A 19,584-nucleotide genomic window follows, 5' to 3' on the forward strand; every position below is an offset into this window, starting at 1 on the left:
GTGGCTCGCCGGCCAGCCTGTAAAAAGGTGAATTGCCGTAATATTGGCCCATGACGTATTCGATCGATTGGCTCGTGCAGCACTATGCTCCGTTTTTTGATTCGTTTGGCATTGACAGCCGAACGCTTGTCAGTCATTTTGCGGAGTGGAAAGAAAAGAGCAACAGCGATTCGGTACGCGACTATTTGTGGTATTTGTTTCATGTATTGCTGGGTGAAACAAAAAAGCAGGTAACGAAGGCAGCCGACTATCATCGTAACCTTCATGAAATTTATTTGAAGATGCTGGAGTTCCGCGTGTCGGTGGAAGAGCAGAAGGACAACCAATTGGTACAACTGATTATCCGGAACAAAATACAGCAATGGCAGCATGAATTGCCATACCCCTTTCACCTCCAGGCGATTTCGTTAAACTGCTGTCCGTATTGCGAACGCATCAACGGGCAATTCTTCGAACCCGAACAGGTCATAGAAGACCCCTATTTTGCCTCTGCCCACTGCACCAACGAACAGGGCTGCAGTTGTGGGTACATTCCCGTCAAGCTGGAAAACTAAGTGCTTCGGAATTGCGTTTCACAAACCTGTAAAAGCAACGGAAAAAATTATGGAAAGCCCGGGCCTTGCAAAACCTGCTTTCCATTGCGATGGCGGAATTAAAACCACACATTGAATTCCGGTAAAGTGAATGCGGATGTTCACCCGGTATGGCCGAAGCGGCAACGTAAACGACCTGGTAAAAGGCTGCCCGTATTTCCCGGCAGGTGTATCAGGAAGCGCTGCAGCATGAACCTGTTAAGCGACTCTGGCATTGCACCAGAATTTCGTTCGCTTATCGGTATTTATGTCACACTATTTCGCATGACCGATTTCTTCACCCTGCCTGTACTTTTTTTCCTCCGCTGTCAGCACAATTTTGCCGGCCTGGAATAGCAGGATAAAATCGGAGCCGCCAAATGCGAAGTAGCCAACTTCGTCGCCTTTTGTCAACACGGCGCCTTCATCTACGATAAAATTCACCGATGAGATATGTCCCATGCCAACCGGAATCAAGGCAATATAACCTACGGCGGAATCCAGGACCAGGCACCCGCGGGTATGGGTAAACTGGAAGCCCAAATCATCGATGTTTTCCAACGTGCCGTCGGGCTTTCTGGCCTCGGTTATCCATGTCCGTCCGGGAATTTTCCTGATTTCCACCACCCTGCCGCTCACCGGAACGTGGTAGCGGTGGTAATCCGAAACACTCAAAAAACTATGCGTCAGCAGGCCGCCTTTAAATACTTCTTTGTAAGCACTGTCGCCAAGAAGGTCCGCTACCGCGTACGTTGTGCCTTTTGCAGTTACTGACAGGCTTTCATCAATCGTCCACTGTCCCTTGTACTCACTGTCTGTTGGAGATACAATGACCCGGTCATCACAAAGGCCTGCAATAGGCCGTTTGCCCGGCTTGATCTGGCGTGCCAAAAACTGGTTGTACGTCAGCCAGCCGCTGGGTCCTTTTACATAGTCTTCGATGCGGTAGTCCGGGTTGTTGATAAAATCCGGCAGCGTTTCCGCCGATGCAGTAGTGTCCATAAAATCACCCCTCGTTCGCACAAATTCATTCATCCAGTCGTTAAACGCTTCATTCTTTTTCAGCAGTTGACCCGGTGAATGGCTGATCACAAAATAAAATTCACGCACGGTAGGCATCAGTTCTTTTTCTCTCGGAATATGGGTAAGAATGGCGTTCAAATACGAATAAAATGCTTCCAGGCTTCCCAAACCGGGCCAAGCGGCTTTTTCCAGAGAGGTTTGCAGTGCATCTTTCAGAACCGGGTCTGCCTGTAGCAGGTCGATCAGTTTCTTTACGATTTTTTGTTGCTCCGCCATCGTTTGTATTTGGGTGTAAGTGTCTCTTTTTTTTGTTGACCGGCGCCGGCAAACGGTTGAAATGTCCTTTGCCTAAAACCATTGCACACCTGGCCGCCTTACTTGTGAGGCGGGTTGACCTCGGAGATCGTGTAGGTATCGCCGTCAGCCAATAAATGAACGGAAAGATTTCTTGCCGTAATCGGTTTGTCTTCGGAGAATCGCTTAATGTTGGCTTCCTGAATTTGAAATCCTTCAATCACCACAACCAGTCCACTACCCATAACAAGTAGGTCCCGGCCGTTTTTTACGATGATGCAGGTGTCTTCCTCTATGCCAATGCCGATGCTGGTTGGATTGGTGATCACCACCTGTGCCATGCGCACAAACCGGCCGCGGTGGACAAAATGCGTGTCAATACAAACGTCTTTCAGGAACTCCAATCCCATCGCTACCTTGATCTCTCCTCCCAGTTCCTGCACGTCCTGGCTGCCGGCGTAGATCATGGGTGTGGACAAGGCCATGGCACCCGCGCTGGTACCGGCAATCACAACCGGCTCATGTATGTAGCGTTCTTTTAGGGCCGTTAAAAACTGTGTTCCCCCGTAAATGGCGGTCAGCAAAAGCTGGTCGCCGCCCGAAAAGAAAAAGGCATCGGCCCGTTTGATCCGTTCTTCCAAAGGATCATCCAACACCTCCTGCCGCGTTGCGTGATGAATATGGCCAACCGTCGAGATTCCAATTTTTTCAAAGGCATGTTTGTAATCGTTGAATGATTCGGCGCCTTCGCTGCTGGCCGTCGTGATGATCTCCACCACCGGCTCCCGCTTATGGGTCGCATCCTTAAACGCCTGCAGCACCTCCAGTTTAATAAAATCAGCCGGCTTTTTTTTGTTTTCCGGCGCCTCTTCTCCTTTGTTCTCTTTTCCGCCAATGACCACCAGCACGCCTGCCGGAATGGGTGCATGATTTTCCTTGCTTTTCTTATCGATGGATCGTTTGCCTGGTTGTTTGACTTTCATCGTAAACCTTTCTCCCGCTTCCCGTGCAATTTTTGCACCAGTGGTTTCTTGTTCTGCCGCTGTGCATGAATCGCAAGCCTCATTCCGGCGGCCGGAATCCTGCTGGCCCAATGGCTATCCGGTCAAGGCGAAGGCGGCTTTCCATTGCCTGCCGTCCGGCTTTGCCCTTTCAGCCTTTTCTCCATTCCCCGATACATTTCATTCATTCATTCACCAATAAGTGGATTCTTGCATTAAACAAAGCAATGACGACCGGTCTATCGGCATTGAAACACCAAAGCCTATTATTTCAATTCTACTCATTCACCCGATCCATTCATGTATTGCCTGGCGTTCATCAAACAGTAATGAACGTGCAGCAGCCTTTCCGGCCTTTACTGGCGGTGCAAGCTTTCGTTGCCGTAGGCCTAGAAAAACAATGCACGTCGTTGCGAAGTGTGATTGGCAAACCACAGCGTAACCAGGATCATTTTTCGCCAGGAAGCAAATCTGGAAAATGCTCGCTGAAAAAAACACAATGGAAGAAGCAAGGTGCTGGAAACGCACATCGTTGCTCATGGGCAACCAGTTTGAGATTACCGTTGTGTCGCAGGATGAAGACTGGGCCGGACAGCTCATTGATATGGCCGTGGACAAGATCCGCCGGATTGAGAAACGACTCACCACGTTTAAGGACGACGGTGAAACAGCCCTGATCAACCGGAACGCCGGCGTGCAACGGGTGAAGGTCAGCGAAGAGGATTTCGAGAACCTCCTTCTGCATGACAGGTTTGCCGAATCCTGATTCAGTCCTGCCAAAAACCGGAACCGGTTGATTCATGTTCGCAGTAAAACTTGTGTGCCGCAAAAGACGACCGTGGTCGAGCGTCTTCGGCTTTCCAGGTATTTGCGCTAGACTTCCTGCTTAGTCTTCGATGGCTTCAATACCAAGTTCCTTCAATCGGTCAAGGTGGGCCTTCATGGCATTGAGTAGTTCCGGCGGATGCCCATGCCATTCCATAACCTCACCGGTAACACGAAGCGGGCTGCGGGAACGATACGATTTTGTCGGATTACCGGGGAATTTCTTGTCTGTCAAATTAGGATCATCCTCAAACGGCCCTGTCGGCTCCACGGTATAAATCCTGCCTGTGCCCTCCCCCCAGGCAAGTTCCGCTCCCCAGACAGCCGCATCAAGTGTCGCAGTGAGATAAACAAAGGATGCCAGCTTTCTTTTCCCGTAGTTGGAAGCAAAGCCGGGTGCAATCAGGTCGCCCTGCTTTAGATCCGCCTTTGTGCCGTGATAGAAGGACTGCAAATCCGCGTCACTGGCAGGCTCCATCGGCTTGTCTTCGTTTTTATCGGTTTTCATTGTCATGCTATTTCTTGCCAGGCGTTTTACACCTTTTTGATTACTTGTAAAATCAGGCACAATGGCTGCAACTTTTTATCCGTGTGCCGGTTTGATTGCTGATTAGCGAAAGAAAATTACGCAGAATTCTGCCTTTCGAATGGTGATGCATACCTTCTGGACAGAAAAATTTTTATTGTGTAAACCGGTTTATTTTTTTGATGAATACCACTAGCAAGTTCGCTGAAGCAATTTGCCGAAAGCCGCTTTCATTTTATTTGCTCTTCCAGCATTTTTTCAAACACGCCGGTTGATCTTGGCGATGCACGGAGGAAGGGTTGATAGGACGTATCCAACGGGGTATTGTACCGCAGGTTCACCAGGTTGACAACAACGTAGGTCTGGCTGTCGTTGAGGGCTTTGATCCGAATATTCCATTCACCTGTAACCGAGGTAAGAACGAGGGGCTTGTTTTTGTAAATGATCCTCTCCACCACTACCCAGGCGCGGGGATTGTTCAGTTTTCCTTTTTTGTTTTCGTAGGACCAGGGCAGATTGGTTTGGCTGGATTTTATCAGCCCGCTGGCGCTATCGACCAGGCGAACCGACAGGCCGTTTCTGGAAAAGAAAGAAAACAGGTTGTTCCAAACCCTGGCTTTCGACTTCCCGCTGACCTGTTCGTACAGGCCTGGAATATAGGGGTTGCGCAGGCGAATCACCGCGGACACACAGCCAAGAAAAAAAAGGGAAAAACCAAGCAGCAAAATTTTCATCCGGTTTGAAATTCTTCCGATGATATTACACAAATATTCAAAAAATGCAAAACACCGCTGCTTACAGGATGCTGGCTTCCGCACAACATTTCGTTGTACGCTACCAGGCATCCACTGTTCCTGTTGCATTTCCTGTCGAACAGATGACGCGGCGAAAGCCGGGCTGCTTTTTCAAAGAGCCCACTGACGACCGGACGAAAGGCCTGTCGTCGAAACTTTATCGTGTGTACAATCCCTGCCCTGTCTTCCGCAGCAATCCCAACGTGCTGAACGTTTCGAGCAGGCTTTCGATCTGCTGCTGCCTTGCTGCTTTGGTCACTGCCTTCGACGATTTGAAGCCCTTGTTTACATCGCCGGCAGAAACCGGGTGCTGGGATTGTTGCAACAACCTCTGCACGGCCTGCGACCATTCTGCCAGGGTCTTTGGTCATTCCACCCCTTCGGGGCTTCCCGTTTCCGCTTTTACCTCGTTTGCCTCTATACTGATGCCGGCCTGCTGCACGCCCCGGGGATTCTGGTAGTCCGGACGAAGCCAGCGCACCAGGCCACGGGCTTCTTCGGCGGTCCGCTTTGAGGCACCGGAGGCTTTCCAGCGGGTGATAAAGTTTTCGATCGCGGATGGGGATGTTGCCGGCCTGTTCACAAGGTCTTTTTTGCAGTTAGAAGTTGGATGCAAATATGCACCGTTCCGCCAAACGGTAGCGAACCTTTCATCAGCCTGCGTACGAGGGCCGGTCAGCGTTGGAAAGCATCTCTTCGGGTTGGGACAAGGGAGATCTTTGTGGCTGTCATTCCACCCCCCGCACAACAAGAACCATTTTTTCAAAATAGATGAAAGCCCTTGCACACAAGGAGAGCGGCAAGGTCTGCCCGGGCAATTCGAAAGGCACGAAAACGCCTTGCAGAAGATACCGGTTCCTGCAATGACAAGCGTAACCGCCAAAACATGATCAGCGGCAACAGGCAGGATCGTGTGGTTAAGGAATCCTTCAGCGCACCAAATTCGCCGTCAACCGGCACTCGTATTTATGCGCTTTTTGCCAGGCTGAACGTAAACCGGGAACCCTGGCCAGGCTCGCTGCTGACCGCTATTTTCCCGCCATGCGTTTCGACAATCTTTTTGCAGATCGTCAGGCCGATTCCTGACCCTTCTTTCGCAACCTCCTTCAACCGGTGAAAGGGCAAAAACACCTTTTCCGCATAAGCGCTGTCGAAACCAATTCCATTGTCGGTAATGCAGATCTCAACAGACTCGTTGCTCTCCAGTTGCTTAACCGTGATCCGAGGTGCCTCTCCCTGTTTTGCATACTTCATGGCATTCGAGATGATATTTAAAAACAACTGGTGCATTTGAATCCTGACCGCCCTGATCGTCGGCAACTCTTCTACCCTGATGATGGCCCTGGTTTCGGCGATCATGATTTCCAGGTCACACAAAACGTCCTTTACGACTTCATTAAGATCGACGGCCGTAAATTCAAACGATTCTTTTGAGGTCTTGGCGAATTCCGCGATGCCGTTCATGAGCATCCGCATGCGAACGGCCGCATCATGTATCTTGTTCAGCAGGTCCTGTGTATTTTCTTTTGACGTTGTATCCAGCTTGTGCAGCAGCATTTCCGAGTACAGCGTAATCTTGCGCAAAGGCTCCTTTAAATCGTGCGATGCCAGGGATGCATATTGCTCCAGGTCGTCGTTGGTGCTTTCCAGCTTTTGTTTTTGCAGCTCCAGCTCTTGCGAGGCTTTGACCAGCGCCGTAATATCGCGAATCGACAGGACGCATGCATCCTGGCCCTTCCACGGGATAGCTGATGCCAGTAATTGCACAATCAGCAGCTCACCGTTTCTCACCAGCTCAATCTGCTGCACTTCGTTTGGCGCGACCGGAAAGCCAAAGCTCTGCCCCGTTAATTTCTCTGCCGGCTGGCCTAACAGTTTCTCTGCCGCGTTGTTTACATAGAGAATCTGTCCTTCCTTATTCACAATTAAAACACCATCTAAAAGATAATCGAGAATCAAATCAGATAAATGATGATTCATGGGTATGCTTGGTTTTGTATGGTTTTTTGCTTCCAACGTAGTTTTTAAGCGTTTTCATTGGGTATGGGCAGGCCGCCGAGAATGCCGCTGAGCATTTGAAACCGTTTGGCATTGATGGTCATGCCATTCCCTTTTATGTCGAATTCGTAAATGCCCTTTGTGTGCATCGAGCCGCGCATTTTTAAAATGGTGATGACGCGATGGATATCGCCGAACACTTCGGCATACCGCAGCAGGATAATGGTATCGGTGATCGTGGAAATGTGGCTGTCTGTCACCGAGGTTCCACCAACGATACTGGCGCTGGTAGAGGTAAAAACCGCGGTGATTTCCTTCTTTTTCAAATAAGAGGTAAGGGCAATCAGGAATTCCCTGAAGTTCTTTTTGCTGCTGCCCCTTTCGATGGCGGAAAGGCTGTCCAGTGCAAAGCGGGTCGGATGAAATTCGTCGACCAGCTTCTGGATATTCAGCAGGTGCTCTTCCAGGCTCGCAGTTTCGGGGTAGATGGCGTGGATCTGCAGTTTGCCGGCACGTTCCATTTTTTCGAAATCGACGCCCCAGCTTTTTGCATTCCGCACAAGCTGCTCGCGACTTTCCTCATAGGCGAGGAACAAAGTTTTTTCCCGCCCCGAAAAACCACCCTTGATGAATTCCGTAACCATCAATGTTTTGCCGGTCCCGGTGGCGCCGGAAATCAGCACAATGGAGTCTTTGAAAAAACCGCCGCAGCACATGGTATCCAATTGAGCGTTGCCCGAGGTAACACGGGTTTCATGGGAGCGCTGTGTTAATTGCAATCGCGTCAGCGGAATGATCACCAGGCCCTTCACCGGATCGATCACAAACGATTGTTCGCCGGCACTGTGCACAGAACCACGGTATTTTAAAATTTCGATGGTCCGTCTTCTTTTTTCCTGCTCCAGTACATTGCGTAAAATCACCACATTGTCGGTAATATATTCCTCAACGCCGAAACGTGATACAAGGCCGTATTCCTCCAGCCGTTCGCTGGTGATGATCGTCACCACGTTCTTCTGTTTTAAAAAGGCAATAATCTTTAGCAACTCGCGGCGTATAAGGGAAGGATCTTCAAAATGATGAAAAAGTGAGCCGATGGAATCAAGAACGATCCGTTTTGCCTTGACCTCTTTGATAGCCGCATCAATCCGAAGGATTAACGCCTCGAGGTCATATTCTCCAACAATCCTTGTTTGCGCTTCAAATGGCAGCGATGCATCCACGAAACGCCAGCGGTTATTATTTTCATGGGTGGCAATGTCCCAACCGAATGAATTCACATTATTCGTGAGGTCATGCACGTTTTCTTCAAACGTGACAAAAATGCCCGACTCGTTAAACTGCCGAATGCCCTCGATCAGGAACTGGCAGGCAAAGATCGTTTTGCCGCTACCCGAACTCCCCGACACCAGTGTTGTTCGTCCCTTCGGCAAACCGCCAAAGCTGATTTCTTCAAACCCACTAATCCCCGTTTTTACTTTGTTTAAGCCAGTTTGGTCTTTTTGTTTTGAACCTGGTTTTGGACTTGCTTTCTTCATTTTATGTCTGGTTAGTTACGTCTTCGATAAGGAAATTCAACGCCATCGTGGCTCTGCTGCTTTCGATAAAATCACCAATCGTTCGTCTTTGTGGCGCCGGCTTTTCCCTCGCGATCGTTGGCGTAGCAAGTATTTTGTTTGCCTCTGCTTCACCCGGGTACCGGACAATGTCGACGACGTCGATCTGGTAGGATCCTGCCGGCAAGGCTGTTGCACAGGCCTTGCGAAAAGAAGCGACACTCTCCTTGTTCCGGGTATTCAAACCGGCTATATAAATCTTAAAAACTAGCTTCGTCATAGTTCGGTCCTTCCGTACAATTGCAGGGAGGAAAAAGTTGCCTGTCCTGTTTGGTGAAGTTCTCTGTTGCCTGTCATTTTATACCTGTTTATTGATCGTACCCATACCGTCCTTGCGACGGGAAATCTGCAAGTGCGAATTCGTGTAGATTATATTCCGGTTCTCCCCGGCTATCAACACTGCCGGGACCTGCTTCATACAATAGGTGTGCCTGCATAATGGCGGTTGGGTAGGGTCGCTTTTCCACCATCATCGATATCGTTTACTGGCGCCCAAAACCATTCACCCCGCATGTCGGCAAATGCAACGACGCTTCGGCTTTTCGTCTATTCCTTTTCCGGCCATACCCACGAAAAGACATACAACGCCTCTCGTAAGTTATTGCCGGCAGCCACTCTCAGGACGTTGTCAATTACACCGCCCGGCGGTAAAGGTGAGGTGAATAAGAGGTAGCGCCTGTCGAATAATAACGACATTTCAGATAAAGTGCTGTCCTGCGCTTTACTTTGTAATCAATCCCTGCTGTTAAACAGATCATACATGAACAACAAGCAAGTATCCATACTTTATGCCGAAGACGATGAAGAAGACCGTTTCATTTTCCTGGAAGCCGTACGGGGTGCCAACAAAAATATCCACATTATCAATGTCCGAAACGGGCAGGATGTACTCAATCATTTAGGGAATGTTGAATCGGAGCACGAACTCCCGTCGGCCATTGTATCTGATTTACAGATGCCGCTCTGCGATGGCCTGGATATGTTGCGGGCTGTTCGGCAGGAACCGCGCTGGAGCGCTATCCCTGTTATCCTCTTTACCACATCCTCGAGCCGTACCGATATTTCCACCGCCACAAAACTGGGTGCCCAGGCCTACTTTACGAAGCCGGCGACCTACCAGGAATACATTGAGCAGGTGAAAGAGATCCTTGAAATCTGCAAAGAAACCAGTTACAGCAGGTAACCCGAATCCACTCCTGCGTGAACGAATGGTTGATCAACCATCCTTCAACGGAATTTGCACTTCAACGGTACAACCGTCACCCGGGTTCGAAAGAATATTGATCACACCATTCATGACAGCTACCCGGCTTTTCATGTTCTGAAATCCAAGCCCGGACTTTTTTTCCGCCTGCTGAAAACCCTTTCCATCGTCTTTTATCGACAGCTTCAGCACGTCATCAACAAATTCGATGTTGATGAAAAAGTTTTTTGCTTCCGCGTGTTTGATGACGTTGGATAGTTGTTCCTGCACAATACGCAAAACAGCCACTTTAACCTTCGACTCGATCAGCGCTTCGTCTGGTAAATGGATTGATTTATGGATATTGATAGAACCGGATGACATAACCTGGGAAAGCAGGGTTTCGATGGCATTGGTCATACTTTCCTCTTCCTGCGATGTGCTCAACAGCGCCTGCGAAATGTTTTTGATTTCCTTCACGGCTTTATCCAGAAGGTCGTAGCCCGCCTGGAGCATCTCCTTTTCGAATGTTTCTTTTTCCAGGACTCTCCCGATGTAGAGGCGTGCGGTGAGAAGGATTTGATTGACATTGTCGTGAAGTTCGCGGCTGATTTCCATCCGCTCCAGTTCCTGCGTTGTAGAAATTGCGTCTGTGATCTGCTGTTGTGTGGTCTGGTCCTGGTGCATCAACTGGTGGCGCAGGGACACCTTGTCTGTCACTTCCTCTACCGAGTGAATAATGGCTACCAGCTGGCCCTTCTCATTAAACACTGGTTTGTTCAATGGATTCCAATACCGCATTTCGAACTCACGGGTGCCGGGTTTCTGTATATCATACCGTTGAATACTCATGCGATGGCTCCTGCCCGTACGCATCACCTCACGCAACGACAGCGTCAGGTTTTTTACACCCGTAGCCTGCAGGTCTGTAGGATTGTCGGGAAAGACATCGAACAGAGGTTTACCAAAAATCGAATCTGTTGAATTGGTCAGCGCCAGGTAGTCTTTTGTTGCATATAAAATAATAAATTCGTCGCCAGGATGCAGGATTAAAAAGCATCCGGGCAACACGTCAAATAAGGCCCTATTTAAAATCATATGCTCACTCCATTCCATCATGTTATGCCTCGTTTTAGTCTTTCTTTTATCCACCACTCTTTTTCCCAATGCAATCGTTGTTCCTCCTTGCTTGAGAACATTCACATCTGTTTTAACAACGAAAAGGTGTAAATAATCAACTGGTTTTCAACTGCCTGATTCTCCCACCTGTTCTCTTTAACAAAAAGGGCACAAATATTTTTTTATTTCGGTATACAGCTTGTAAATGAATGATGCGCCTCTTGTAGAAGAAAAACGACAAGTCAATTTATTTCTGTAAAAAAAACTGACACTATGCCTGTAAAAAATGTTTTATTGGTAGACGATCATCAGGTAATTCGTACGGGGATCAAGGTGATTTTGCGGGATTACTTTACACAGCTAAACATCTTTGAAGCTGCAGATGGTGAAGGCGCCTTGCGCATCGTAAAAAAGGAAAGAGTGGATCTCATCTTACTTGACCTGCAGTTGCCGAATACCGACACAATTGGTCTTATTGAGCTGATTTCGATCAAATATCCGCGGTGCTATATTTTGGTCTTTTCAATACTGTCGGAATTCATCTATGCCAGAAGAATGCTTCGGGCAGGAGCCTCGGGCTATCTTCCAAAAGACGCATCGCAGGAAGAAATTAAACGGGCCCTCGATTTTGCCTTTGCCAATAAAAAATATATCAGTCCAACAATGTCGGAACTGTTGGTGAACGAAGTCGCCGGCAAAACGCAGGAAAGTCCATTTGAGGTGTTGTCGCACCGCGAATTCGAAATTTCAAGCTTGTTACTGGCCGGAAACAACCTGGCAAAGATTTCGGAGTTGCTCAATATCAAGCCTTCAACGGCTGGAACCTATAAAGCACGAATTTTTGAAAAGCTGCAGATCACTTCCATGTTTGAACTGAAGGAAATTGCAATTTTATACCGGTTTTCTCCCATGACGGGGAGTCTATGATTGGCAATGCCGGAAGATCGGATGGCGGATAGTCTGCCAGGATCGGCCGGCAAACGGTAAGGACGCGTTTTTATATACCAAGATTGTTATTCATGAGAGAACATGACATGACATGACCTGCCCTGCGATAGACGAAAGATGGAATCAATCGATTTCCGATGTGGCAACAAGGCAACAAACAGGCTGGCTTTTGCTGAATGCGACATAAGTCGGGAGAGATCATTTCCTGCCCATACATTGTTCACGCCCTTTTGGTGCTTGCGCCAACTTCAGGGGCAGCCACCAATTCAACTCCGGCTTTTTCCACCTCAGCCACCAGTGCATAGCCCAGGGAAGGAAGGTAGACTTTCACCGTTTTGTGGTGAACTTCCAAAACGACACCTTCCCTGCACGATAGCGGTCCTTGCGTGATTTGTACACGGTCTTCTACCCGAATGCGAGCCTTTTCAACCTGCACGCCTTTGTGTGCATCCAGGAATTCCTGGATACTCATGATCTCTTCTTCCCGGATTCGGGCCGGCTTTCCCAACCAGTAAACAAAGTTGAGTACGCCGCCCGTTTTTCGCACGTCGACCTGCTCAGCAGCCGTTATACAAACGAAGACATAGGAGGTAAATAGCGGCTCATCGATCCATTTTTTGCGGTCGTGCCACTGTTTAAGCACTTTGTTGAGTGGGCAATAATTGGTGATCCCTTTTCGCGAGAGAAGGTCGGCAACCTTTTTCTCCCATTTGGGTTTGGTGTACACGGCGTACCAGGAGGCGGCTGGCTTCATATTGTATGATTTACGGATGATGTGTCCATACCATGCATGGTATGAATACAAGCCGGCCGGTAAAGGTGGTTGTCAGACGCTGCTTTTGGCTATGGGTTTAATAGGCGCAAAACTTTCTTTCTGCTTTTCGCCGTTTGCGATCTGCCGGATGGGCCAGCGAAACATACGGTCCAGGTCCTCCGCAGTATTTGTTGTAAAAAAACCGGCAGCTCCGTGAGACATTCTACGAAACAGCAATGGAAGCAAAAAAACTGTCGACTTTACAGAAGGCGATTGCTGAAAACGGGTTGTTGCCGGAACAACAGACATCATTGATCAATACTTCCCTATTTCGGTACACAAAAGTACCAGCGTGCACAACCGTTCTTGTGCGAGACACCGGGCTGTGCACCTCATTAATGTAAGGCATTGGACTGTCAGGAGCCAGTGGGTAAATAAGCAAAGCTGGAATGAAAACTACAGCTTCCAGGTTGGCGCGGCCATCCACTCACGCAATGTTACAAAGCTGGAGCAATTCTGTGATGACACTTTTAAAACCCTGGTATGAGCTCGGCTTCGTTCGGATGGGTACACCATATTTTGCACAGGCCTGCCGGTCGCGGACATTGTTGGAGGTCGTAAAGACAGCCACGTTCAATGTCCTGTACCGTTCATCGGCTTTGATATGGGCAAGGGTTTCCAGCCCGTTGAGTTTGGGCATGTTGACATCGAGAACAACGAGGCAGGGAAACTGCGACGGATCGCGGATCGAGTCCAGGTAGTGTAAAACTGCGCAGCCGCTTTCGACCGCCGCAACGTTGCAGGAGGTGGTGATTGTGTGAACAATCTCGCAGATAACGCTCAGGTCATCCTGGTCGTCATCAGCCCAGAGAATGGTGTATGGCTTTGAACGTGTTGTCTTCATCTTGTAATTGCCCGCTCTGCACAGACGGAATGGTTTGTTCTTTCAATGGGTAACGGATGAAGACGTAAAATCAGGGCGCAAGATAGGCTGAACGGCAGCCGGGGAAAGCCATCGTTCGGCAGGAGGGTAAAAAACATCGTTGAAGGATTCGGCGGGGAGGTTTCCGGATGGCTGAACGAAGTAAAGGGACAAGCATCGCCATTAAAGTGATTAGGTGCGGATTTGTGAAACCGAGATTCTCCAGGTCCTATGCCCTTGCAGAAAGGCTGGTTCTTTTGCACAACTTGCTGCGCATCAGAAACCGTGGTAAAAAAAGCCACAAAAACCGCTCCGCTGGCCGGTCATGGCCTGGAAGCACGTTTCATTACACGCAACACGACGAGGGGAAAACCGGTTTGTAACGGCCTGTTCACGATGAGGTCTTCGTATTTTTCCAACCGGCAGTCAATGGCTCTTGGTCCCCAGGCAGCAGGTTCGCTGTCACCTATTACAGTGCCATTGGTTGGATTTATTTCCTTTACCAAACATTTATCATCATACATTTTAAGGACCAGAATTTACGATTGTACAAAACAGTGGTATGACTGAAATGCAATCTGGTGCCCATTCTAACCAGGGTAACAATACCCTTATCTAAAAAACACAGGTGAATGCGCTGAAGCTACTGCGCTATTTCTTTGTGAAGGAACGCTCGACCCCTTCCCCGGTAAGACCACCAGCAGTTCGCCTACCAGTTCCCGCTACAGTAGAAGCACACGGGCATCAGCCCTGCCCGGAGAGTTTGTTAGCAAACACCAGGTTTTGTTTTTCGGCGGCTACCAGAACAGCGAGCAGGAGATCTTGTACCTTGGACAATGCGGGGTCATCCACCGGTAACCCATTTTCGGGTTTAAAGGAAAATTGCCCCCCCGGAAGAAGGGTGCGCAATTCCTCGTCGAGCAACATGATTGTGATGGTTTCTTTGCCGGCGCATTGGGTGAGGCAGACGATCGCCGTGTATTCGTTGTTCCTATAGGTAAATGGCGTGGTAAATAGACGTGCCACAGCAAAAAAGGGTTTAACGATCTGGTTGAACCGGCTGCTATGGTATCAATTGTATTGTCAGGACGACCAATAAAATAACAGAAGGAACAAAGAGGTCTTAGGAAAGGTACGCAGTTTTACCGATATGTGACGCATTTTGTGAATGTGTAGCAGACTGGGCGCTTTCGCCGCTTATAAAAATTGGAAATGCCCGGGATAGCTTCAATTGGAAAGAACGTCATCAAGTAGTTTTATGCGAACAGAGGTGTCTACCCGACAGCATGCTGCTTGTCATCTTTGCTCAAACAAGAGAGATGCCTTTTCCAACAGAAGGCATTGCTTACGAAACATGCAAAAAACCAGTTTAGCTACTTTATGTCCTCAAGGACCGATGCGGATTTCACATTTTGGTAAAGAAAACCGCGAAGCGTGCAAACGGATGTGCAGCTGCCGCTGCGGTAAAATGATGCAACGGGTGATGGTGACAGCGCTGCTGTTTGCGTAGTCAGACTAATAACCTAAACCTAATTTTTCCCGATCCCTCCCGGTTTGGTTGCGGAGAGATCAGGAAAAAACCAGGTTTGAATGAGCGTAATAATGGTAATGCTCCAACCGTTACACAGCGGGACCGGGTTTGAATGTGACGTCTTCCAGCCCGTATTGTTTGATAATTTCCGGTGGAACACCTTCCCATTTGTTGGGCCGGTTACCCACGTAACCCAAATCCTCGATACCCATTTTACTGGAGAAAAACCCGCTGGCCACCAGGTTTCGCAGGCGGTTGAAAAAGGCCACGCCCTGCTGCATCTCGGGCTTTGCTTTCTCCGGGTAGGCTATGGCATCCACCAGTTCGAGTTGCTGCTTTTGGGCACAATCCTTAAAGGACTTTCCGTACCGGTTCAGGCTTTGCACATCCAGCCAGCGTAAACCGCCGCGCATGGGCAGTTGGTGGTCGGGCATGTCCTTGACGATAAACTCAATAAACTCCGGCACTTTCGCATCGGAAGCACTTCCCGAGCGGTCGTCTTTTGGAATAATAATATCACCCAGCACCGTAATGGTTGCCATTTCGTGCGCCGTAAAAAACGTTTCCGCCCGAAGCGCTTTATCTCTTTCGATCTCGCCTGCCTGCCTGTCGCTGTTGGCTTCCTTGTCGGCGGCCGTTTCCGGGGCCGTTTTTTCTTTTTCCTTTGGTTTGCAAGCATCCACCAGCACACTTGCAGAAAGCGTAGTGATGCCGATAGCTTTTAATGACTCACGCCTGTTCATACGTTTCTTTTAAGATTGAAGGTTAAGTTTTTTGCCTTGTTGCACGATGTATTCCGCTGTGCGCATGGACAAGGCAAGGATGGTCCAGGTGGCATTTTTATCCGACTGCTGCACCGTTGGCGCCCCATCCACCACAAAGAGATTTTTGCAGTCATGGGCCTGGCACCATTTGTTCAGCACCGATTTTTTGGGATCGTTGCCCATTCTTGCGGTTCCCACTTCGTGAATGATGCGGCCGGGTGCTTCCAGTCCCCACATATCTTCTTCGCTGTGCGGCTGGCTGGTTGGGATCGCCCCCATTTCGTGAATGATCCTCGTAAAGGTCTCCTGCATGTGCTTTGCCTGGTTGATTTCGTCGCTGGTCCATTTGTAATGAAAGCGCAAAACCGGAATGCCGTATTTGTCGACTACGTTCGGATCGATCTCGCAATAGTTGTCGATGCGGGCCATGCCCACACCGCGGCCGGCCATGCCGAAAGTCGTTCCAAAAAAACGGCGGTAATCATCTTTGAGCGAAGCACCGTACCCGCCGGCATCCTTCATTTTGCCGTCACGGCCGGGCACCTTGCCGTTTAGTTTGGGCACGCCACCACCGTAGCCATATCCCGGCATTCCCATGCCGCCGCCAAACTCGATGTGGTAGCCACGGGGAAAATCCAGTTTCTTGTTATCCTGCATCCAGGGACCATAAATATGAATGCTGCCGGCACCGTCTTCGTTGTAGCGTTTGCGGTCCAGCAATTGCGGCAAAAACCCGGACTGCGAAGCCCCCGTGGAGTCCTGCAAATATTTTCCCACCAGGCCGCTGCTGTTGGCCAGCCCGTTGGGATACACGGTCGACTTGGAGTTGAGCATGATCCGGGCCGACTCGCAGGCGCTGGCAGCCAGGATCACGGTTTTGCCGTTCACCTGGTACTCCTGCATATCGTCTTTGCTGACATACGATACACCGGTTGCCTGCCCGTTTTTATCGGTCAGCACTTCCCGCACCATGGCATTTGAGATCAGCTCGAGGTTGCCGGTCTTCAGTGCGGGGATCACCAGGCACGACGACGCCGAAAAGTCCGCGTAAACCTTGCAGCTTCGGCCACACTGCCCGCAGAAAAAACACTGGCCCCTGTCCTTGTTGCCGGGCAGGGCTGCGGTTAACACGGAGCCCCTTCCGGGGATCACTTTGACACCGGCCTTCGCCGCCCCTTTCATGATAAACAACTCGGGCAGGCGCGGTTTGGGTGGCGGAAGAAAAATGCCATCGGGTTCGTTTTCCAACCCTTCGACGGACCCATAGATACCGATCAGGCGATCGACCTTGTCGTAGTAGGGCTTTACCTCGTCGTAGGTAATGGGCCAGCGTTCGCTCACACCGTCATCGGGCTGAAAATCCTTTGGGCCGAAGCGCAGTGAAATACGTCCCCAGTGGTTGGTGCGGCCGCCGAGCATGCGGGAGCGGAACCAGTCGAACTGAGTATTGTCTTTTTTGGTATAGGGCTCCCCTTCCAGCTCCCAGCCGCCAAAGGCAGCATCAAAATCGCCAAAGGGCCGCACCTTGGTACCGGCGCCCCGCCGCGGCGATTCGTAGGAGTATTTCAATTGCGCCGAGTGAAGGCGTGGATCAAAATAAGGGCCCGCTTCCAGCATCAGGACTTTGATGCCGGCATGGGCCAAAACATAAGCCGCCATGCCACCGCCGGCTCCGGAGCCAACAATGACAACATCATAGGGCTTCGCTGATTTTTTAATCTGTAAATCGTCCATAATCTTTTTTTGTGCGTAAAAGTGGAATAGTAAAAACGGAAGCTATAAAAATCCGTCAAAAATGATTACCAATTGCATTACCGCAGTTTTGTTGAAGAAATCGTCTTCCTGACCAGGCCTTCGTATGATCACCAGCCGCCATTGTCTTTACAGGTCTGTATCATTTCCAGCAATGGCAGAAGGCAGAAAATGAAGCAACGTATCATTTGACCAAGATCCAACTGTCTGCATCCATTAATTGCCAGATCACCAAACGGGTACTGTCAATTTAAACTTACCCAACGCCTAGTGACTGTTTTTATTGGACTGTCCTTTGATCTCTTTCATGCTTCGCGGTACGAACAGGTTTGCAAGCTAATAAAAAAAGCAGCCATACCGGTATCATAACCGGCATGGCTGCATAATGAAACCGGTTAATTATAACCAGGATTGTTTGGTTTCAGATTCGGGTTGTTTTGCATTTCGGCCGTTGGCAATGGAAACAGCAGGTGTTTTTCCTGCAATGTTGCACCGTTGTCGGGAAATTTGTGGCCGACAAAATTGTCAAAGGCGTTGGTTGCCTCGTTGTACACTTTCCGGAGGCGCACCATGTCGAACCAGGTGATCTGTTCGTAACAGAGCTCGTGCCAGCGTTCTCTCCACACGGCTTCCCGGAAACTGGCCTGGTTAAACGTTCCCAGCGCCGGCGTGGTCAGGCCTGCGCGGCTCCGGATGGCGTTGAGCGCATCCCAGGCCCCCTGTGTAGGTCCGCCCACCTCGTTTTGTGCCTCGGCAAAGGTTAACAGTACTTGCGCATACCGCATGTTCATCCAGTTAAGGCTGCTGGTAGCGGTACCTTTCACTCCCGCGGTGCCGTTTGCAATGATGTCAAAGTGCTTGAAAATATAAGGAGCCGAGAGGTTTTTCAAGGCCCCGTTCCCCCCATCATAATACGACGTATAAAAGAAGCCCTGCCTGTCAACAGTACGCTTATCGCCGGCTTCAAAGGAATTGTAAAACTGCAGCGTCGGCACTGTCGATCCGATCTCTGTGCCATAGGCCGACACGTCTTTGAAATTCGGCAGCAGGATCCCCTGGTTCGGATTGTCGGCAACACCGGAGAGGTATTGAAGTTCAAAGATCTGCTCCGTTCTATTTTCCATAGATATGCTGTGCAAATCCATGTAGTTGGTGAACAGGCTAAATTGATTGCTGGCAATCACTTCGTTTGCCTTGTCGGCAGCCAGCTTGTAATAGGCCGCTCCTTTGTTCAGAGGCTGACCCGCCATGGTCAGGTACACTTCCGCCAGCAGCGATTTAACAGCGCCCATCGAAGCCCGCCCCGTGGCATCGGTCCACGACAAACCGGCACCTTCGGCTTCCACCAAATCATCCACGATTTGTTTGTAAACCGTTTCTTTTGCCGTGCGGCCCGGCAACAAATCGGGTGAGGTGGCATCCACGGGTTTGGTGATAAGCGGCACATCGCCAAACAACCGTACAAGGTAGAAGTAAGACCAGGCACGAAGAAATCTTGCCTCACCCAATACCCGCTTTTTTTGCGCTTCGTCCATGGGATTGATATTGGGAACTTTTTCCAGGACAAGGTTGGTTTGGGCAATCACGCTGTAGGCGCCGTTCCACCAGTTGTTTACAAACACATTGTCGCCATTGTACGAAAGGCCGATCAGGTTATTCAAATCGGTGTTTTGCCCCGTTTCCGTTTTGGCCGTGCCGGTTACCATTTCTACCATCGAAAAATTGTTGGCGAAAATTCCCGCGCCGCCGTTGATGAACCGCGTTTGCGCATAAGCGGCAGCAATTGCCGCGTCGGCATGAGCCGGGACGGTGTAATACGTATCCGGCGACAGGTTTGAAGGGTCAACATCTTTGTCTTCCAGCCATTTGCTGCACCCGGTTCCTTGTATCAGAAGGACCAGCAAGGCCAGTTTGCTTATATATTTTTTAAGTATGGATTGCATATCGTTATGTTTTGTTGCG

Annotated in this window: 20 protein-coding genes; 4 read left to right on the plus strand and 16 right to left on the minus strand. The window is 49.6% G+C overall.

From position 1 onward, the window contains the following. Window positions 1–50: 50 nt before the first annotated feature. Window positions 51–554 (plus strand): hypothetical protein, encoded by a 504-nt coding sequence (locus D6024_RS23245; RefSeq protein WP_121357210.1) that lies wholly within the window; start codon window positions 51–53, stop codon window positions 552–554. Window positions 555–848: 294 nt separating this feature from the next. Here D6024_RS23245 and D6024_RS23250 read toward each other — a convergent pair whose 3' ends face one another. Together D6024_RS23250 and D6024_RS23255 are read right to left on the minus strand one after the other, a co-directional pair. Next, window positions 849–1,871: a phosphatidylserine decarboxylase gene (locus D6024_RS23250; RefSeq protein ID WP_121357211.1), complete on the minus strand. Its 1,023-nt coding sequence runs from the start codon at window positions 1,869–1,871 to the stop codon at window positions 849–851. 98 nt (window positions 1,872–1,969) lie between these two features. Continuing rightward, a complete protein-coding gene (locus tag D6024_RS23255) occupies window positions 1,970–2,872 on the minus strand; it encodes a cyanophycinase (RefSeq protein WP_162944969.1) in 903 nt (300 codons plus the stop codon). 496 nt (window positions 2,873–3,368) lie between these two features. On the opposite strand from D6024_RS23255, the gene D6024_RS23260 reads away from it, so the two are divergent. Then, window positions 3,369–3,656: an FAD:protein FMN transferase gene (locus D6024_RS23260; RefSeq protein WP_162944970.1), complete on the plus strand. Its 288-nt coding sequence runs from the start codon at window positions 3,369–3,371 to the stop codon at window positions 3,654–3,656. A 120-nt stretch (window positions 3,657–3,776) separates the two neighbouring features. Here the strand turns inward: D6024_RS23260 and arr are convergent, their stop codons facing one another. From arr to D6024_RS23290, 7 genes are all read right to left on the minus strand, one after another. After that, window positions 3,777–4,193 carry an NAD(+)--rifampin ADP-ribosyltransferase gene (arr, locus tag D6024_RS23265; RefSeq protein WP_317125286.1) on the minus strand — a complete coding sequence of 139 codons (417 nt, stop codon included), beginning with the start codon at window positions 4,191–4,193 and terminating at the stop codon, window positions 3,777–3,779. 278 nt (window positions 4,194–4,471) lie between these two features. Next, on the minus strand, window positions 4,472–4,975 hold the full coding sequence (locus D6024_RS23270; protein WP_121357214.1) for a hypothetical protein: 504 nt from the start codon (window positions 4,973–4,975) through the stop codon (window positions 4,472–4,474). 217 nt (window positions 4,976–5,192) lie between these two features. Next, complete coding sequence (locus tag D6024_RS26910) at window positions 5,193–5,372, minus strand: hypothetical protein (RefSeq protein WP_162944971.1); 180 nt, start codon at window positions 5,370–5,372, stop codon at window positions 5,193–5,195. Window positions 5,373–5,402: 30 nt separating this feature from the next. Continuing rightward, complete coding sequence (locus D6024_RS23275; RefSeq protein ID WP_121357215.1) at window positions 5,403–5,618, minus strand: hypothetical protein; 216 nt, start codon at window positions 5,616–5,618, stop codon at window positions 5,403–5,405. A 383-nt stretch (window positions 5,619–6,001) separates the two neighbouring features. Next, window positions 6,002–7,015 (minus strand): PAS domain-containing sensor histidine kinase, encoded by a 1,014-nt coding sequence (locus D6024_RS23280; protein ID WP_121357216.1) that lies wholly within the window; start codon window positions 7,013–7,015, stop codon window positions 6,002–6,004. A gap of 44 nt (window positions 7,016–7,059) precedes the next feature. After that, complete coding sequence (gene kaiC, locus D6024_RS23285) at window positions 7,060–8,571, minus strand: circadian clock protein KaiC (protein ID WP_121357217.1); 1,512 nt, start codon at window positions 8,569–8,571, stop codon at window positions 7,060–7,062. Window position 8,572: 1 nt separating this feature from the next. Then, window positions 8,573–8,869, minus strand: a complete 297-nt coding sequence (locus tag D6024_RS23290; RefSeq protein ID WP_121357218.1) for a circadian clock KaiB family protein — start codon at window positions 8,867–8,869, stop codon at window positions 8,573–8,575. Window positions 8,870–9,409: 540 nt separating this feature from the next. Here D6024_RS23290 and D6024_RS23295 point away from each other — a divergent pair. Further along, on the plus strand, window positions 9,410–9,832 hold the full coding sequence (locus D6024_RS23295; RefSeq protein ID WP_121357219.1) for a response regulator: 423 nt from the start codon (window positions 9,410–9,412) through the stop codon (window positions 9,830–9,832). Between the two features lie 33 nt (window positions 9,833–9,865). Here D6024_RS23295 and D6024_RS23300 read toward each other — a convergent pair whose 3' ends face one another. Next, window positions 9,866–10,951 carry a sensor histidine kinase gene (locus tag D6024_RS23300; RefSeq protein WP_121357220.1) on the minus strand — a complete coding sequence of 362 codons (1,086 nt, stop codon included), beginning with the start codon at window positions 10,949–10,951 and terminating at the stop codon, window positions 9,866–9,868. A gap of 273 nt (window positions 10,952–11,224) precedes the next feature. Between D6024_RS23300 and D6024_RS23305 the strand changes: the two genes are divergently transcribed. Next, window positions 11,225–11,878, plus strand: a complete 654-nt coding sequence (locus D6024_RS23305) for a response regulator (RefSeq protein WP_121357221.1) — start codon at window positions 11,225–11,227, stop codon at window positions 11,876–11,878. Between the two features lie 241 nt (window positions 11,879–12,119). Here D6024_RS23305 and D6024_RS23310 read toward each other — a convergent pair whose 3' ends face one another. The 6 genes from D6024_RS23310 to D6024_RS23345 form a co-directional block, all read right to left on the minus strand. Next, window positions 12,120–12,653 carry a UpxY family transcription antiterminator gene (locus D6024_RS23310; protein WP_121357222.1) on the minus strand — a complete coding sequence of 178 codons (534 nt, stop codon included), beginning with the start codon at window positions 12,651–12,653 and terminating at the stop codon, window positions 12,120–12,122. A gap of 487 nt (window positions 12,654–13,140) precedes the next feature. Next, window positions 13,141–13,557, minus strand: coding sequence for a response regulator (locus tag D6024_RS23320; protein WP_121357224.1), 417 nt, complete (start codon window positions 13,555–13,557; stop codon window positions 13,141–13,143). 762 nt (window positions 13,558–14,319) lie between these two features. Continuing rightward, window positions 14,320–14,601: a hypothetical protein gene (locus D6024_RS23330; RefSeq protein ID WP_121357226.1), complete on the minus strand. Its 282-nt coding sequence runs from the start codon at window positions 14,599–14,601 to the stop codon at window positions 14,320–14,322. Between the two features lie 594 nt (window positions 14,602–15,195). Beyond that, window positions 15,196–15,849, minus strand: a complete 654-nt coding sequence (locus D6024_RS23335; protein WP_121357227.1) for a gluconate 2-dehydrogenase subunit 3 family protein — start codon at window positions 15,847–15,849, stop codon at window positions 15,196–15,198. 9 nt (window positions 15,850–15,858) lie between these two features. Further along, a complete protein-coding gene (locus D6024_RS23340) occupies window positions 15,859–17,604 on the minus strand; it encodes a GMC family oxidoreductase (RefSeq protein ID WP_121357228.1) in 1,746 nt (581 codons plus the stop codon). A 413-nt stretch (window positions 17,605–18,017) separates the two neighbouring features. Beyond that, window positions 18,018–19,565, minus strand: coding sequence for a RagB/SusD family nutrient uptake outer membrane protein (locus D6024_RS23345; protein ID WP_121357229.1), 1,548 nt, complete (start codon window positions 19,563–19,565; stop codon window positions 18,018–18,020). Window positions 19,566–19,584: the final 19 nt, after the last annotated feature.

Origin of the sequence: Flavisolibacter nicotianae (genome assembly GCF_003628535.1) — a bacterium.
Classification (GTDB): Bacteria; Bacteroidota; Bacteroidia; order Chitinophagales; family Chitinophagaceae; genus Flavisolibacter; species Flavisolibacter nicotianae.

Excerpts from the sequence above, each read along its gene's own strand:
- D6024_RS23245 (WP_121357210.1), top strand. The coding sequence starts at position 51 with ATGACGTATTCGATCGATTGGCTCGTGCAGCACTATGCTCCGTTTTTT.
- D6024_RS23250 (WP_121357211.1), bottom strand. The coding sequence starts at position 1,871 with ATGGCGGAGCAACAAAAAATCGTAAAGAAACTGATCGACCTGCTACAG.
- D6024_RS23255 (WP_162944969.1), bottom strand. The coding sequence starts at position 2,872 with ATGAAAGTCAAACAACCAGGCAAACGATCCATCGATAAGAAAAGCAAG.
- D6024_RS23260 (WP_162944970.1), top strand. The coding sequence starts at position 3,369 with ATGCTCGCTGAAAAAAACACAATGGAAGAAGCAAGGTGCTGGAAACGC.
- arr (WP_317125286.1), bottom strand. The coding sequence starts at position 4,193 with ATGGAGCCTGCCAGTGACGCGGATTTGCAGTCCTTCTATCACGGCACA.
- D6024_RS23270 (WP_121357214.1), bottom strand. The coding sequence starts at position 4,975 with ATGAAAATTTTGCTGCTTGGTTTTTCCCTTTTTTTTCTTGGCTGTGTG.
- D6024_RS23280 (WP_121357216.1), bottom strand. The coding sequence starts at position 7,015 with ATGAATCATCATTTATCTGATTTGATTCTCGATTATCTTTTAGATGGT.
- kaiC (WP_121357217.1), bottom strand. The coding sequence starts at position 8,571 with ATGAAGAAAGCAAGTCCAAAACCAGGTTCAAAACAAAAAGACCAAACT.
- D6024_RS23290 (WP_121357218.1), bottom strand. The coding sequence starts at position 8,869 with ATGACGAAGCTAGTTTTTAAGATTTATATAGCCGGTTTGAATACCCGG.
- D6024_RS23295 (WP_121357219.1), top strand. The coding sequence starts at position 9,410 with ATGAACAACAAGCAAGTATCCATACTTTATGCCGAAGACGATGAAGAA.
- D6024_RS23300 (WP_121357220.1), bottom strand. The coding sequence starts at position 10,951 with ATGATGGAATGGAGTGAGCATATGATTTTAAATAGGGCCTTATTTGAC.
- D6024_RS23305 (WP_121357221.1), top strand. The coding sequence starts at position 11,225 with ATGCCTGTAAAAAATGTTTTATTGGTAGACGATCATCAGGTAATTCGT.
- D6024_RS23310 (WP_121357222.1), bottom strand. The coding sequence starts at position 12,653 with ATGAAGCCAGCCGCCTCCTGGTACGCCGTGTACACCAAACCCAAATGG.
- D6024_RS23320 (WP_121357224.1), bottom strand. The coding sequence starts at position 13,557 with ATGAAGACAACACGTTCAAAGCCATACACCATTCTCTGGGCTGATGAC.
- D6024_RS23335 (WP_121357227.1), bottom strand. The coding sequence starts at position 15,849 with ATGAACAGGCGTGAGTCATTAAAAGCTATCGGCATCACTACGCTTTCT.
- D6024_RS23340 (WP_121357228.1), bottom strand. The coding sequence starts at position 17,604 with ATGGACGATTTACAGATTAAAAAATCAGCGAAGCCCTATGATGTTGTC.
- D6024_RS23345 (WP_121357229.1), bottom strand. The coding sequence starts at position 19,565 with ATGCAATCCATACTTAAAAAATATATAAGCAAACTGGCCTTGCTGGTC.